This window comes from Paraburkholderia sp. SG-MS1 (assembly GCF_012275575.1).
In the GTDB taxonomy this organism is placed as follows: domain Bacteria; phylum Pseudomonadota; class Gammaproteobacteria; order Burkholderiales; family Burkholderiaceae; genus Paraburkholderia.
On sequence record NZ_NPIH01000242.1, the window covers coordinates 106967 to 122350 of the forward strand.

The 15384-nt window shown below is 64.7% G+C and carries 12 protein-coding genes; 4 read left to right on the forward strand and 8 right to left on the reverse strand.

Annotated elements, in window-relative coordinates:
• The first annotated feature begins 266 nt into the window (after positions 1-266).
• A complete protein-coding gene (locus tag CIC12_RS24060) occupies positions 267-1826 on the forward strand; it encodes a methyl-accepting chemotaxis protein (RefSeq protein WP_168667655.1) in 1560 nt (519 codons plus the stop codon).
• Positions 1827-1946: 120 nt separating this feature from the next.
• Here CIC12_RS24060 and CIC12_RS24065 read toward each other — a convergent pair whose 3' ends face one another.
• The 8 genes from CIC12_RS24065 to CIC12_RS24100 all read right to left on the reverse strand — a co-directional run bounded on the left by CIC12_RS24065 (position 1947) and on the right by CIC12_RS24100 (position 11476).
• Positions 1947-2681, reverse strand: a complete 735-nt coding sequence (locus CIC12_RS24065) for an ABC transporter ATP-binding protein (RefSeq protein ID WP_168667657.1) — start codon at positions 2679-2681, stop codon at positions 1947-1949.
• A 37-nt stretch (positions 2682-2718) separates the two neighbouring features.
• A complete protein-coding gene (locus tag CIC12_RS24070; RefSeq protein WP_168667659.1) occupies positions 2719-4659 on the reverse strand; it encodes an ABC transporter permease subunit in 1941 nt (646 codons plus the stop codon).
• Positions 4660-4667: 8 nt separating this feature from the next.
• Positions 4668-5543, reverse strand: coding sequence for a branched-chain amino acid ABC transporter permease (locus tag CIC12_RS24075; protein WP_168667661.1), 876 nt, complete (start codon positions 5541-5543; stop codon positions 4668-4670).
• A gap of 151 nt (positions 5544-5694) precedes the next feature.
• A complete protein-coding gene (locus tag CIC12_RS24080; RefSeq protein ID WP_168667663.1) occupies positions 5695-6909 on the reverse strand; it encodes an ABC transporter substrate-binding protein in 1215 nt (404 codons plus the stop codon).
• Positions 6910-7163: 254 nt separating this feature from the next.
• Positions 7164-8186, reverse strand: coding sequence for a UDP-glucose 4-epimerase GalE (gene galE, locus CIC12_RS24085; RefSeq protein WP_168667665.1), 1023 nt, complete (start codon positions 8184-8186; stop codon positions 7164-7166).
• Positions 8187-8199: 13 nt separating this feature from the next.
• Positions 8200-9348 (reverse strand): glycosyltransferase family 4 protein, encoded by a 1149-nt coding sequence (locus CIC12_RS24090; RefSeq protein ID WP_168667667.1) that lies wholly within the window; start codon positions 9346-9348, stop codon positions 8200-8202.
• 38 nt (positions 9349-9386) lie between these two features.
• Positions 9387-10217 carry a glycosyltransferase gene (locus CIC12_RS24095; protein WP_168667669.1) on the reverse strand — a complete coding sequence of 277 codons (831 nt, stop codon included), beginning with the start codon at positions 10215-10217 and terminating at the stop codon, positions 9387-9389.
• A complete protein-coding gene (locus CIC12_RS24100) occupies positions 10214-11476 on the reverse strand; it encodes an oligosaccharide flippase family protein (RefSeq protein WP_168667671.1) in 1263 nt (420 codons plus the stop codon). Before CIC12_RS24100 ends, CIC12_RS24095 begins: the two co-directional genes overlap by 4 nt.
• Before the next feature lie 290 nt (positions 11477-11766).
• On the opposite strand from CIC12_RS24100, the gene CIC12_RS24105 reads away from it, so the two are divergent.
• From CIC12_RS24105 to CIC12_RS24115, 3 genes are all read left to right on the forward strand, one after another.
• Entirely contained in the window at positions 11767-13161 is a 1395-nt protein-coding gene (locus tag CIC12_RS24105; RefSeq protein ID WP_168667673.1) for a phosphomannomutase/phosphoglucomutase, read from the forward strand.
• Positions 13162-13411: 250 nt separating this feature from the next.
• A complete protein-coding gene (gene waaC / locus CIC12_RS24110; protein ID WP_168667675.1) occupies positions 13412-14413 on the forward strand; it encodes a lipopolysaccharide heptosyltransferase I in 1002 nt (333 codons plus the stop codon).
• A 46-nt stretch (positions 14414-14459) separates the two neighbouring features.
• Positions 14460-15344, forward strand: coding sequence for a Kdo hydroxylase family protein (locus tag CIC12_RS24115; protein WP_168667677.1), 885 nt, complete (start codon positions 14460-14462; stop codon positions 15342-15344).
• Positions 15345-15384: the final 40 nt, after the last annotated feature.

The window sequence follows — 15384 nt, forward strand, 5'->3', positions numbered from 1 at the left end:
TTATACAAACGAAACGTCGCGCGCCGGCCGGGCGGCGCGCTACCCGCCATTGTCGCGCAACGCGCGGCCGATCCCAGATAGTGAGGTGCGAAGCGGGCGCAAAGGCGCGCCAGTCATGGATTTCACCTATCCAGCGCAGTCGGCGCGCGGTCGTTAACCTGGATGCGGCGAAGTGTAAGTCACGCGCAACGAGTCACCGTCAAGCGGCGGCGCGTGCAACTGCCAACCTGTTTCGCCGCAGATCGGCAAGACGTTCCGGAGACCCAATGCTAAATAACATCACAATTCGTGGCGGCCTGACGCTGGTAATCAGCGTATTCGTCGCTTTCCTTCTGACGGTGATCGCTGTCGGTTATGGCGCGCTCAAACTCGCCAACAGCAGCCTCGACGACACGCAGCGCAGCGCGATCGCGCTATCGCATCTGAAGGCGAGTTCCGAAAAGCTTCTGCAGGTGCAGCTCGCATTGGGCACGTACCAGACGCTCTTTAGCGTCGGCAAGCAGACCGACGATCTGCTCCCGGCCGCGCACAAGGTGCTCGTCGAATCGAACAAGGACTTCCGCAACTACATGGCGGGGCCGTTCGCGAGCGATGCCGAGCGCAAGCTCGCGCAAAGCGTCGAGCAGGCGCGCGCGGCGCTGGTCGACAAGGCGATCGAGCCGGAATTCAAGGCGCTCACCGATTTCGACTTCAACACCTTCCGCAATATCCAGGGCGACACGGCGAACAGCTTCTACGCGACCTATTCGAAAGCGATCGACGCACTCGAAAGCGCGCAGGTCGACAGTCAGCACCAGCAGGCCGCCATCGGCGCGCAGCGCTTCCAGCTGGCGACGCTGCTGTTCGTCGCAATCGGCGTGATCGCGCTCGTGATCGGCGTGGCGGCGCGCATGGCGCTGTCGGCAGCGCTGATCAAGCCGGTCAACGCGACCGTCAAGCACTTCGAGCGGATCGCCGCCGGCGATCTGACGGTCGCCATCAAGGTGCGCTCGCGCAACGAAATGGGCCAGTTGCTCGGCGCGCTGACGAAGATGCGCGACGGCCTCGTCGAAACCGTCGCCAAGGTGCGAGGCAGCACGAGCGCGATCACCCAGGGCGCGAACGAAATCGCGTCGGGCAACGCGGACCTGTCCGCGCGTACCGAGCAGCAGGCGGCCGCGTTGCAGCAGACGGCGGCGAGCATGGAGCAGTTGTCGGCGACGGTGAAGCAGAACGCCGACAACGCGAAGCAGGCGAACCGGCTCGCCCACGGCGCGCTCGATACGGTCACGCGCGGCGGCACGGTGGTGTCGCGCGTCACCGAAACGATGGACGGCATTAGCGAGTCCTCGCGCAAGGTGACGGAGATCATCGGCATGATCGAAGGGATCGCGTTTCAGACCAACATTCTCGCGTTGAACGCGGCGGTGGAGGCGGCGCGCGCGGGCGAACAGGGGCGCGGCTTCGCGGTGGTGGCCTCGGAAGTGCGCAGTCTCGCGCAGCGCTCGGGCGCGGCGGCCAAGGAGATCAAGGAGCTGATCGGCGAATCGGCGGCCAAGGTCGAGGAGGGCGCCTCGCTCGTGTCCGACGCGCAGAAGACGATTCACGAAGCGATGAGCGCGGTCGAGCGCGTCACCGGCGTGATGAACGAGATCGAGGCGTCCGCGCTGGAGCAAAGCGACGGTATCGAGCAGGTCAACAAGGCGGTCTCGCAGATCGACGAAGTCACGCAGCACAATGCGGCGCTCGTCGAGCAGGCCGCGGCCGCGGCGAAGTCGCTGGAAGAGCAGGCGGCGATTTTGAAGGACGCCGTCGCGGTGTTTCAACTCGACGCGCTGTCGGCGTAGGCAAGTCGTGGCGCTGGCGGGCTGGCGGAGGGCGCCGCGTGGCAGCGCGGGCCCGACCGACCCATCGACAGCGGCGCGCAGTCGGGGCGGCCGTTGCGATGGCGGCTCAAGCCCGTCGAGTCAATGACTCGTGCCGAGATAGGCCGCCTTCACCGACGGATCGTTACGCAATTGCAGCGCCGGCCCATGCGCGGCGATCCGGCCGTTTTCCAGCACATAGCCGTAGTCGGCCACATTGAGCGCCGCCGCGGCGAACTGCTCGACCAGCAGCATCGTCACGCCCTGGCCCTTCAGATTCTCGATGATGCGAAACACCTCTTCGACGAGAATCGGCGCGAGCCCCATCGACGGTTCGTCGAGCAGCACGAGTTCGGGGTTCAGCATGATCGCGCGCGCCATCGCCAGCATCTGCTGTTCGCCGCCGGACAGCGTGCCGGCCAGTTGATTGCGCCGCTCCTTCAGGCGCGGGAACAGTTCGATCGCGCGCTCCAGATCGGCGTTCACGTCGCCGCGCGGCCGTGCCCATGTGAGGCGCGCAAACGCGCCGAGAATCAGATTGTCGGTCACGCTCATCGTCGCGAAGACGCGCCGGCCTTCCGGCGAATGCGCGAGGCCGAGCCGCGCGATGCGGTGCGAGTCGAGCGAGTCGATCCGCTTCGCGCTCGCGCCCATGCCCATTGTGATTTCACCGGCGCTCGGGCGGATCATCCCGGAGATCGCGCGCATCGTGGTGGTTTTGCCCGCGCCGTTAGAGCCGATCAGCGTGACGACCGACGCCTTCGGCACGTCGATCGAAATGCCGTGCAGCACTTTGACCTTGCCGTAGCCCGCATGCAGATTTCTGATCGATAGCATGTGTGTTCCTGTGAGTCTCAAGACATGTCCGCGCGACTCAGGCTGCTTGCCCGGCCGCCTGGCCGCCGAGATAAGCCTCGATGACCTTTTCGTTCGACTGGACTTCGGCCGGATTGCCTTCCGCGATCTTCTGCCCGAAGTCGAGCACCGACACGCGGTCGCACACGCTCATCACGACGTCCATGTGATGTTCGATCAGCACGACAGTAATGCCGTGATCGCGCACCTTGCGGATGATCGCGATCAGTTCCTTGATGTCCGGCGCGGTGAGGCCCGCGGCGGGTTCATCGAGCAGCAGCACTCGCGGATCGAGCGCGAGCGCCCGCGCGATTTCGAGCAGCCGCTGCTTGCCGTAGGGCAGGTTGCGCGCTTCCTCGCCGGCCACGTTCTCCAGCCCGACGAAACGCAGCATGCCGAACGCGCGCTCGCGCGCAGCCTCTTCCTCGCGCCGGTAGCGCCGCGACATCAGCCCGACGTCGGCGAGAGTGGCGCGGAACGTGTGATGCAGACCGACCAGCACGTTTTCGAGCGCGGTCATCTCGCCGAACAGCTGCACGTTCTGGAACGTGCGCGCGATGCCCGCCAGCGCGATCTGCGCGGAGGTCTTGCCCGCGAGCGACGTGCCGCGATAGTCGAGCGTGCCGGCGGTCGGTACGTAGATGCCGGTCAGCACGTTCATCATCGTGCTCTTGCCGGAGCCATTCGGGCCGATCAGGCCGTGAATCGTGCCGCGCCGCACGGTGAGATCGACATTGTTGAGCGCCTTCAGGCCGCTGAACTGCATCAGGATGCCGCGCAACTGCAGGATGTCTTCCGTGCCGCGTGCTTGCACCGCCTGAATCGCATCGCCGCCGACCGTCGTGGGCGCCGTCGTATCGACGGTGATCGTGCGCACCCGGCCGTGCAGCACGATCTTGCGCACGAAGCCGACCACGCCGTCCTGCAGGTAGTACACGACGAGCAGGATCATCAGGCCGAAGATCGTCAGCCGCCAGTCGGCGAGCGTGTCGATGCGGTAGGAGAACGCAGCGAGCCCGACCGTGCCGAGCACCGGAATCGCCACCTTGCGCGGCGTCGATACCTTGCGCGTGAGCGCCACGCCCGCGCCGATCACGACCACTGCCGCCAGCACCGACGCGACGGTGCGGAACATGTCGATGTCGTCGAGCAGTTTGGGCAGCAGCACGATGATCGCGGAGCCGAGCAGCGCACCGGTGCGCGTCTTGCGTCCGCCCATGATGATCGCGAGCAGGAACAGGATGGTCAGCTCGAAGTTGTAGGTATTCGGCGAGATGTACTGCTCCGAATACGAATAGAGGCAGCCGGCGAGCCCTGCAAAACCCGCGCTGATCACGAAAGCGTAGACCTTGTAGCGATACACCGACACGCCCATGCAGTCCGAGGCGATCGGACTGTCGCGCAGCGCTTCGAACGCGCGGCCCAGGTGCGACTTGAGCACGCGGTGCACGACGATCAGCGACACCACCAGCAGCGCCGCGACGAGCCAGTAGTATTCGACTTCGTTCATCGGCCGGCCGCCCAACGACGGCTTGGGAATCTTCACGCCCATCGGCCCGTTGGTCAGAAAATCCATCTCGTTGATGAGGATCTGCAGGATCGTGCCGAACGCGAGCGTGACCATCGCGAGGTAGGGACCGGACACGCGCAGCGCGGGCAGCGCGAGAATTGCGCCGAAGCCGGCCGTGATCAGGATCGCGAGCGGCGCGGTGACGAAAAACGGCATGCCGAGCTTGATGAACAGCACGCCTGCCGTATAAGCGCCGACCCCGAACAAGCCCGCATGACCGAGCGAAACCTGGCCGGTATAGCCGACCACGATGTCGAGACCGAACAGCAGGATCGCGTAGATCATGATGGTCTCGAACAGATGGATGTAGTACGGATTGCCTGACAGCACCGGGAACACCGCGAGCGCGACCAGCGCGAGAGCCGACGCAATGAGTTTCTTCAGATTCACGGCGGGCCTCACACTTTCTTGATCGAGGTCTTGCCGAACAGGCCGGCGGGTTTCAGCGCGAGCACGATCAGCAGCAGCACGAGCCCCGGCACATCCTTGTAGCCGGTGGAGATGTAGAAGCCCGTGGTGGTCTCCGCGATCCCGAGAATCACGCCGCCGACCACGATGCCGAGTCCGCTCGACAGCCCGCCGATGATCGCCACCGCGAACGCCTTGAGCCCGAGCACCGCGCCCATCGTCGCGCCGGTCAGCGTGAGCGGGGCGATCAGCACGCCGGCGAACGCCGCCGTCAGCGACGACAGCGCATACGAAAACGTGATCACGAGACTGGTGTTGATGCCCATCAGCGCGGCGGCGTCGCGGTCGTTCGCGGTGGCCACCACCGCCTTGCCGAAGATCGTCTTGCGGTTGAAGAACTCGACGGCCAGCATCATCACGAGTGCGCCGCCGACCACCAGCAGTTCCATCGGCAGCACGTTCGCGCCGAGCACCTTCAGCGGCGCTTCCGGCAGCGGCGACGGAAAGCGCAGATCGTCGCGGCCCCAGACGTTTTCCGCGACGTTCTTGAAGATGATGCCGAGCGCGATAGTCGACATGATCCAGCCGAATTCGGATTTGATCCTGATCGCGGGCCGCACGCCGATCCGTTCGACGAACGCGCCTTGCAACAGACCGAACAGGCAGACGAGCGGAATCATCAGCCAGTAGTTGACGCCCAATGACACCAGCGTGAGGCCGACCAGCGCGCCGAGCATCAGAGCGTCGCCCTGGCCGAAGTTCAGCGTGCCGGACGTGGCGAACGTGAGTTGATAGCCGAATGCGATCACGGCGTAGATCATGCCGAGCGCAATGCCGCTATAGACGAGCTGCAGAAGAATGGCCATCGTCGAGCGCCTTCGTATTCACCGCTTATGAGGCAGAGCCGCGCCCGCCATCAGGCGGGCGCGGCTCCCGGAGCATGCTGCCGCGCGTTGCGCGCGCGGCTTTGCCACGAGCCCGGCGCGAGGTGCGCACCGGGCTCGCGTCGGTGCGCGCCTAGTTCGGCGACGCCTGCTTGGTGCGCAGCTGGCTGCCGCCCTTGCGGTCGGCCTCATACGCATAGATCACGCGGCCGCCCTTGACCTCGCCGACCACCGGCACGTTCGGGCTGATCGCTTCGTGGTCGTCGTGCGTGAACGGCTTGTCGTAGACCATCACGACGCCTTCCACCTTGGTGCCGAGGTTTTCGAGCGCGGCGCGCACTTTCGGGCCGTCGGTCGAACCGGCCTGAGTGATCGCGGCGGCCAGCAGGTAGATCGAGTCATAGCCCTGCGCGGCGGAGACCGGCGAGTCGATGCGATTGTTCTTCGGCTTGAATTCCTTCACGTACGCGTCGATGAACGCCTTGCGCTTGGGCGTATTGGCTTCCTGAATGAAGGTCTGCGGCATGCGCGCGCCTTCGCCGTTGGTGCTCGCGTTGTCGATGTAGTTCGCCATGGAGAGCGTCCAGCTGCCGATCAGCGGCACTTTCCAGCCGAGCTTGGCCATGCCGTTGGCGATCTGCGCAAGCTCCGGCCCGATCCCGTACGTCAGCACCGCTTCAGCGCCGGCCTCCTTGGCCTTGAGCAGCTGCGCGGTCATGTCGACGTCCTTGATGTTGAATTTCTCGACGGCGACCGGCTTCACGCCTTTCGCGGCAAGCGCTTTTTCGAGGTCTTCGCGGCCGAGCTGGCCGTAGTTGGTCGAGTCGGCGAGAATCGCCACTTTCTTGAAGCCGCGCTTCGTGACGGCTTCGTCGACGATCATCGGCGCCTGAATGCGGTCCGCGGCGGCGTTGCGGAACACGTAGTTGTCGGGCTGATCGGTGAACTGCTTCGTCACGATACTGCCGGTCGCGACGTTGTTGAAGACGGGAATCTTCGCTTCCTGGAAGAAGCGTTGCGAGGCGAGCGCGACGCCGGTGTTGATGTAGCCGACCACCGCGACGACTTTTTCCTTGTTGATCAGCTCTTGCGCGATCTGCACGCCACGTTCGTTTTTCGCTTCGTCGTCGCGTTCGACCAGCACGATCTGACGGCCCAGCACGCCGCCGCCCTTGTTGATTTCGGCGGCGGCAAGACGCACGCCGTCGCGCATGCTCACGCCCATCGAAGACGACCCGCCGGTGAAGGGTCCGTCGACGCCGATCTTGATCGGGTCGGCCGCATAGCTGACGTTGGCGAAGGCACACAGCGCGAGCGCGCTCACCACGCTCTTCAAGCGAATTCCCATAGCAGTCTCCGTAGCATGTCTTTTCTTGCACGGAGCCTCGATGCGGCTCCCATGCGCGCCGGCCGGACGTTCTTAGGAAGCCTGACCGTCGCGTCGGTGAGGCAGTATAGGAAATCGTAAAGTATTAGTAATATTCGGACTTACCCGCTTGGTGCAATCCCGCAATCGACGGCGGCGTGGTCCGTGCGGTACAACCAGCCGGACCCGCTCGCGCCCCGTCGATTTTTCGGCAACCGGTGGGTTGCCGTACCGAGTCAGGCAAACCCGCGCGGATTACCCGACTGCCAGCGCCAGTGATCCGCACACATCCGTTCGATGCCGAACTGCGCGCGCCAGCCGAGGATGTTCTCGGCGGCCGCCGGATCGGCGAAGCACGACGCGACGTCGCCCGGACGGCGCGCGACGATCTCATACGGCACCGGCTTGCCCGACGCCTTTTCGAACGCGCGCACCACGTCGAGCACGCTATAGCCCTGGCCCGTGCCGAGGTTCACGACGAAGCTCGCGTCGCGTTTGACCAGCGCGTCGAGCGCGGCGAGGTGCCCGCGCGCCAGATCGACCACGTGAATGTAGTCGCGCACGCCGGTGCCATCGGGCGTTTCATAGTCGCCGCCGAACACACGTAGCTTCCCAAGCTTGCCGACCGCCACCTGCGCGACATAGGGCATCAGGTTATTCGGAATGCCAGCCGGATCTTCGCCGATCAGACCGCTCTCGTGCGCGCCGACCGGATTGAAGTAGCGCAGCGTGGCGATGCGCCAGGACGGGTCGGCCAGTTCCAGATCGCGCAGCACCTGCTCGGCGATCAGCTTCGACTGGCCGTACGGATTGGTGGCCGACAGCGGGAAGGATTCATCGATCGGCGAGCTTTTCGGCACGCCGTACACCGTCGCCGACGAACTGAACACGAACTGCCTGACGTTGCGATCACGCATCACGCCGAGCAGCGCCAGCAGGCTGCCCACGTTGTTGCTGTAGTACTCGATCGGCTTCGCGACCGATTCGCCCACGGCCTTCAGCGCCGCGAAGTGAATGGCGCCCGTGATCGGGTGCGCGTCGAAAATACGGTTGAGCGCGTCGATGTCGCGCGCGTCGTTTTCGTAGAAGGTCACGGCGCGGCCGGTGATTTTTTCCACGCGCCGCAGCGATTCGCGGTTGCTGTTCACGAGATTGTCGATCACCACGACGTCGTAGCCGCCGTTGAGCAGTTCGACACATGTGTGCGAGCCGATGAAGCCAGCGCCGCCCGTTACCAGAATCGTGCCCTTCGTGGTCATGCTGTTTGCTCCGTTAAAGTAAAACACCCGTCATTTTCTGCACCAGGTCTTTATATGTTTCGACGACGACCCGTTCGTCGAATTCTTGTGCGACTTTTTGCCGGCCGCGTTCGGCCATCGCGCGGCGTTCGGCGTGGCTCATGTCGAGCATGCGCGCGAGTTGCGCGGCGAGGCTCTCTGCGCTGCGCACTTCGCACAGCAGACCGTTGACGCCGTCGGCCACCACTTCGCGGCAGCCCGGCACGTCGGTCGTGACGATCGGCCGGCCCATCGCCGACGCTTCCATCAGCGTGCGCGGCACGCCTTCACGATACGACGGCAACACAATGCAATCGGCATCGGCGATGAAGGGGCGCACGTCGTGCGCCTCGCCGAGATACTCGATGATGCCTTCCCGCTCCCACGCCGCCACTTCGTCGCGCGTGATCGCGCTCGGATTGTCGACGCCCACCGGGCCGAGCAGTTGGAACCGCGCGTGCGGATATCGTTCACGCAACCGTCGCGCGGCCTCCACATATTCGCCGACCCCCTTGTCCCACAGAAGCCGCCCGATCAGCACGAATTTAAACTCCGGCCGCTCAGGCAACGGTGCGAACGCGAACTGTTCGAGATCGACGCCTTCGCCGTGCAGCAGCCGCGCCCGCTCAGGATGCACCAACAAATTCTGCTCGACAAACGCGGCCTGGTCGTCGCGATTCAGAAACCAGACCTCGCGCGGGAAGCGGAACGCGAAACGATACAATTTTTTCGCCACCTGCGCGGCGCGGCTCTGCTGGATGAACACGTAGCCGAGCCCGGTCGTGACCGCGACCGACTGCACGCCCGCGAGCTTCGCGGCGATCGAGCCGTAGATGTTCGGCTTGATCGTGTAGTGAAACACCACGTGCGGGCGGATCGTCCGGTAGTGCCGATAGAGCGAGACAAGCGTGCGCAGATCGTCGCGTGGATTGGTGCCCTTGGAGGCGACCGGCAGTTCGATGCAGCGGCAGCCCATCGCGGTGAGCAGCTCGAACGTGCGGTCGCGCGGCGCGAGCACCGTCACGTCGACGCCGCGACCCACCAGCATGCGGATCAGTCCTTGCCGATAGGTATAGATTGCCCAGGCAGTATTGCAAACGAGTGTAATACGCAGCGCGGGCGTCGACTTCAAGACAGGCTTCATGCGGGAGCGGATTCGGCGGTGAATGGAACGTTGGACGGTCAGTGACTCGCGCGCGGCGCGAGCAGCACGCGTTTGACCCACTGCAGCGCGCGGTACGGCATCACCAGATGCAGCAGGTTTTTCGCGACGCCGAGCCAGTCGTACGGATTGGCGGCGTCGAAGTAGCGCAGTTGCAAACGCAGTGTCGAGGTGATCTGGCGGCGCCGTCTGGTCGCACTGATGCCGCCTTCGTTCAACTCGTAATAGAGCCCGAGTTCGGGCAGATTCGCGCAGTCGTAGCGCTCCATCAGACGGACGAACAGATCGAGGTCTTCGGCGGACCGATACTCGGCGCGATAGTTGCCGACCGCGCGCACGGCGTCGATGCGCAGCATCATCGAAGGATGCGCGAAGCAGGAGCGGAAGAAGCGCACGCGGCGGATCGCGTGCGGCTCGGCGGGCGGCGTCAGCATGAAGAGCGGCTCGCCCGCGCGCGTGACGACCTGGGTCCACATGCCGAGCCCGGCCACGTTCGGATGTGCCTGCATGAACGCGCGCTGCTTTGCCAGACGTTGCGGCACGCTGCGGTCGCCCGCGTCGATGCGCGCGGCATAGCGGAAGCCGCGCTGCGCGAGCGCGTCGATGCCGGTTTGCAACGCGCGCTCGATGCCGCCGTTCTGCGCCAGGCGCAGCACGTCGATCTTCATGTTGGCGAGCGCCGGCGCGACGATCGGTGGCGTGCTGCCGTCATCGACGATCAGTACGTGCACCGGCGCACTTTCACTGAACGAGGCGAGCGTGAGATCGACGTCGGCCTGGCCGTTGTACGCGGGCATCAGCACCGCGACGTCGTCGAGAGCGGTTTGCGCGGTGGCGGATGCGTTCGTCATGGGCGCAATTTGAAACGGATGTAATAAAGATTAACCGACGCGGCCGCCAGATAGCCGGCCGCAAGACCGACCAGCGGGCCGTAAGCGCCGAGTCGCGGGATCGCCAGCAGATTCACGACGAACGCGACGGCCAGCGCGAGCAGCCATTTGGACAGCAACACGAACCTTGCCTGGTACTTCAGTACGATAAGATTGCCGATCGCTTCGATGCCGGCCGGCACGGACAGCCACACGGCCCAGCGGAAGATGTCGATCGCGCCTTCGAAGTCCGGCCCGAACACGCGGCGAATGATGAAACCGGCGAGCAGGTCCAGCACGATCGCGCCGCTTACCATCAATGCGGCGGTCATCGCGGTGAGCCGCCACATATTGCGGCGCAGTCGCGCGGCTTCCTGCACACGGTAGACGAATGCTGGCGCGATGGTCTGCGCGAGCATCAGCGCGAGCGTGATCCAGTTTTCGTTCAACTGCTGGGCGGCGGCGTAGCGTCCGAGGTCGGCGAACGAGATGGCCCGCTCGAGCATCAGCCGGTCCAGTTTCAGGAACAGATACATACAGATCAGGCCGAGCCAGAACACGGTGCCCGCGCTCGCGAAATGCGTGAAGAGCGAACGGTCGAAGCGCCAGTTCAGCCGCCCGCCGTGACGGCGCATGAAGTAGATCAGCAGGACCGCGCCGATCGCCGCGGATTCGAGCGCCCACAGCCAGCCGAAGCGCGCGGGCGCCGCTGCCGCGCGCACCAGCAGATACACGCAGCCGGCCTTGAGCACGGCGGTGCTCATACTGGTGAGCAACTGCGGCTTGCTGTAGGTCATGCTTTGCAGCCACGCGTTGATCACGCCGACGAACGGCTCGCGAAACAGCATCGTCACCGCGAGGCCCGCGAGCATGGCGCCGACGAGCGGCTCGAACACATGCAGCGCGATGCCGAGCCACGTGAGCAGCAACGCGCCGATGGATACGGTAAAGCGCAATACGAACGCGCTGCCGAGCACGGTGCCGAGCTGCGCGGGCGGCCGGTTGACGATGGTCGGCACGAGAATCTCCGCGCCGCACACCCAGGTGATCGGCGAGAGCACCAGCAGCAGCGTGTTCGCGTATTGCCATTTGCCGAACACGTCCGGCCCGAAGTAGCGCGCCAGCATGCCGCTGATCACGATCGCGACACCGATTTGTGTGAGTCTTTCGAGCCCGAGCCAGACGATATTCGTGAATGCGCGCGTGACGTCGGGATTGGCGAAGCGTTTGAGCGTCAGCATCCTCTGGCCGTCTGCCGGTGCATGGATGCGGATTGCGCAGCGGCACTGCGCGCGTTCGCCCACCTGGCCGACTGCTGCGGCAACTTTACAAATGGAGGGCGTCTAAGCATTAGAATGGCGTTATTGAGGCGGGTCAGAAGAACGCAATTATAAGTTGGAACCGGATCGCTTCCGGCAAGGGCGCACCGCAGCATGTCAGTGCTACTTTTCATCGCTCGTTTTACCGCTAGTTTTACCGATGGTCAGCGGTGCGCCGGTCAAAATTTTCCATTGCACGTAAGTGAGCCAACATGATCTCCAAATCCATTTTCAAGGCGTATGACATTCGCGGCGTGATCGGCAAGACGCTCGACGCCGATGCCGCACGCTCCATCGGCCGCGCATTCGGCAGCGAAGTGCGCGCGCAGGGCGGTGACGCGGTCGTGGTCGCGCGCGACGGACGCCTGTCCGGTCCCGAACTGATTCAGGCATTGTCGGACGGTCTGCGTGCGGCCGGTGTCGACGTGGTCAACGTCGGCATGGTGCCGACGCCCGTCGGCTACTTCGCGGCCAGCGTGCCGTTGCAGCTCGAAGGCGGCGAGCGCCGCGTCGACTCGTGCATCGTCGTGACGGGTAGCCACAATCCGCCTGACTACAACGGCTTCAAGATGGTCCTGCGCGGCGCGGCCATTTACGGCGAACAGATCCTCGCGCTGCATCAGCGCATCGTCGACGAAAACTTCAGCGAGGGCAGCGGCACGTACACCGAGTACGACATTGCCGACGCGTACCTCGATCGCATCGCCAGCGACGTCAAGCTCGCGCGCCCGATGAAGATCGTCGTCGATACCGGCAACGGCGTCGCCGGCGGCCTCGCGCCGAAGCTGTTCAGGAAGCTCGGCTGCGAGCTGGTCGAACTGTTCACCGAAATCGACGGCAACTTCCCGAACCATCACCCGGACCCGGCTCATCCGGAAAACCTCCAGGACGTGATTCGCGCGCTGAAGGAAACGGATGCGGAAATCGGCTTCGCGTTCGACGGCGACGGCGACCGCCTCGGCGTCGTCACCAAAGATGGCCAGATCATCTATCCGGACCGTCAGCTGATGCTGTTCGCCGAAGAAGTGCTGTCGCGCAACAAGGGCGCGCAGATCATTTACGACGTGAAGTGCACGCGCAACCTCGCGAAGTGGGTGAAGGACAAAGGCGGCGAACCGCTGATGTGGAAGACGGGCCACTCGCTCGTGAAGGCGAAGCTGCGCGAAACCGGCGCGCCGCTCGCCGGTGAAATGAGCGGCCACGTGTTCTTCAAGGACCGCTGGTACGGTTTCGACGACGGCCTGTACACCGGTGCGCGTCTGCTCGAAATCCTCACGCGCGTCGCCGATCCGAGCGCGTTGCTGAACTCGCTGCCGAACTCGAACTCGACGCCGGAGCTGCAACTGAAGCTCGAGGAAGGCGAGAACTTCGAGTTGATCGCACGTTTGCAGCAGAACGCGAAGTTCACCGGCGCGGACGACGTCGTGAAGATCGACGGCCTGCGCGTCGAGTATCCGGACGGCTTCGGCCTCGCGCGTTCGTCGAACACCACGCCGGTCGTGGTGATGCGTTTCGAAGCCGATAACGACGCGGCGCTCAAACGCATCCAGGAAGACTTCCGCCGCGTGATCCTCGCGGAGAAGGCCGACGCGAAACTGCCGTTCTGACGGCTGAAGCGGCGGCGCGGTTCGGCTGGGCTCGCCGGGCCTGGAGCGCCGCCGTGGTCGAACGCGGCGCGGGTTTATTACCGCGCCGCGTTTTTTCATGCCATTGACATGCGACGCGTTAAAATTGCGGTCCTCGTGAGAAAGCGCCGGGCCGTCCCAGGCTTTCTCATCCCTCGGGGGCCTGACGCGCGGCGGCAGGTTGGAGACTCTCTCAACGCATCTTCGGGCCGGACAGCCGGTTTTCTCACTCTTGAGCGTGCAAAAGATACTCATCGTGAGGGTGTCGTCTCTCGGCGACGTCGTTCACAACATGCCGGTGATCGCCGACATCCGACGCCGCCATCCGGATGCGCAGATCGACTGGCTCGTCGAAGAAAGCTTCGTCGGGCTCGTGCAACTCGTCACCGGCGTGCGACGGGCAATTCCCGTTTCATTGCGGCGCTGGCGCAAGCGCATCCTGTCGGTCGACAACTGGCGCGAAATCGGCGCGTTCCGGCGCGCGCTCGCGGCCGAGCACTACGATCTCGTGATCGACTGCCAGGGGCTCATCAAGACTGCGTGGGTGGCGAGCATGGCGCGTGGGCCGCTCGTCGGCCTCGCGAACCGCACCGAGGGCGCGGGCTTCGAATGGCCGGTGCGTTTCTTCTACGACAAGCGCGTGCCGATCGAGCCGCGCACCCATGTGGTCGAACGCACGCGGCAGCTGGTCGCCGCGGCGCTGAACGACCCGCCGCCGCAACCGACCGACGAAATCGACTTCGGCCTCGATACCGGGCGCGCGGCGCTGGCATTGTCGGAGGCGAATCTGAACCTGCCGGTGCCGTACGTGGTGTTCGTGCACGCGACCTCGCGCGCCGACAAGCAATGGCCCGACACCGCGTGGATCGAGTTGGGGCAGTCGCTGGTGCGGCGCGGCGCTTCGATCGTGCTGCCGTGGGGCAGCGACGCCGAGCGCGCAACCAGCGAGCGTCTCGCGAAGGAATTCGGCGCGGCGGCAATCGTACCGCCGAAGCTGTCGTTGCCCGCGGTGGTCGGCCTGATCGAAGGCGCGGCGGCGACGGTCGGCGTTGACACAGGTCTGGTTCACATCGCGGCGGCGCTGAAGCGGCCCACGGTCGAGTTGTACAATTTCTCGACCGCGTGGCGCACTGGCGGATACTGGTCGCCGAACGTCGTCAATCTCGGCTCGGCCGGGCAGCCGCCCACGCTGCAGCAGGTCAAGTCGGCGCTGACCGGTTTTGGTCTGCTGTAACCCGTGTGCGCTTCGCCTTGCGCACCCTCCGTTCTCAAGGGCGACCATGAACGAAACCCAGATCATCGAAGTAACGAACGCCGACTGGCACGCACGCAACCTGTCCGTACCGCGCGAGATGCTGCTTGCCGGTGTCGAGCGCGGCAAGGTGCTGTACTTCCCGAACCTGCGCTTTGCGATCGAAGGCGGCGAGCAGGCGTTGCTCGATCCCGCGCTCGCCGATCCGGGCCGCAAGAACATCAGCCTCGAACCCAACGGCGGCGCATTGCACGGCGTGGCCGGCGACGCCGTCACGCAATCCGCGGTGCGCGCGTTGATCGCGCGATATCAGACTAATGCGCGCACGCTGGTCGACGGCCTGTTTCCCGAATACAACGGCCGGCTGCGCGTCGCACCGACCAGCTTGCGGCTGCATCAGGTGGAAACGCGCGAAACCTCATGGCGCAAGGACGACAGCCGTCTGCACGTGGACGCGTTTCCGTCTCGTCCCAACTATGGCGAGCGGATTCTGCGCGTGTTCACCAACGTCAACCCGCATGGCGCGCCGCGCGTGTGGCGCGTCGGCGAGCCGTTCGAGGACATGGCCAAACGCTTCCTGCCGCGTATCAAACCGCAGATGCCGGGCGCGGCATGGCTGCTGAATCTGTTGCACGTGACCAAGTCGCCGCGCAGCGAGTACGACCATCTGATGCTGCATCTGCACGACGGCATGAAAGCCGATCTCGACTATCAGAAGTCGAGCCCGCAGGAGACCATGCCGTTTCCGCCGGGCTGCGTGTGGGTGTGTTTCTCCGACCAGACCTCGCACGCGGTGATGTCCGGCCAGTTCATGCTGGAGCAGACCTTCTTCCTGCCGGTGAAGGCGATGGCGCAGCCCGAATGCGCGCCGCTCGGCATTCTCGAACGGCTGAAGGGCAGGGCGCTGGTTTGAGCGCCGCGTTCCTGAGGGTGAGGCGAGGCGCGCGCGCCGG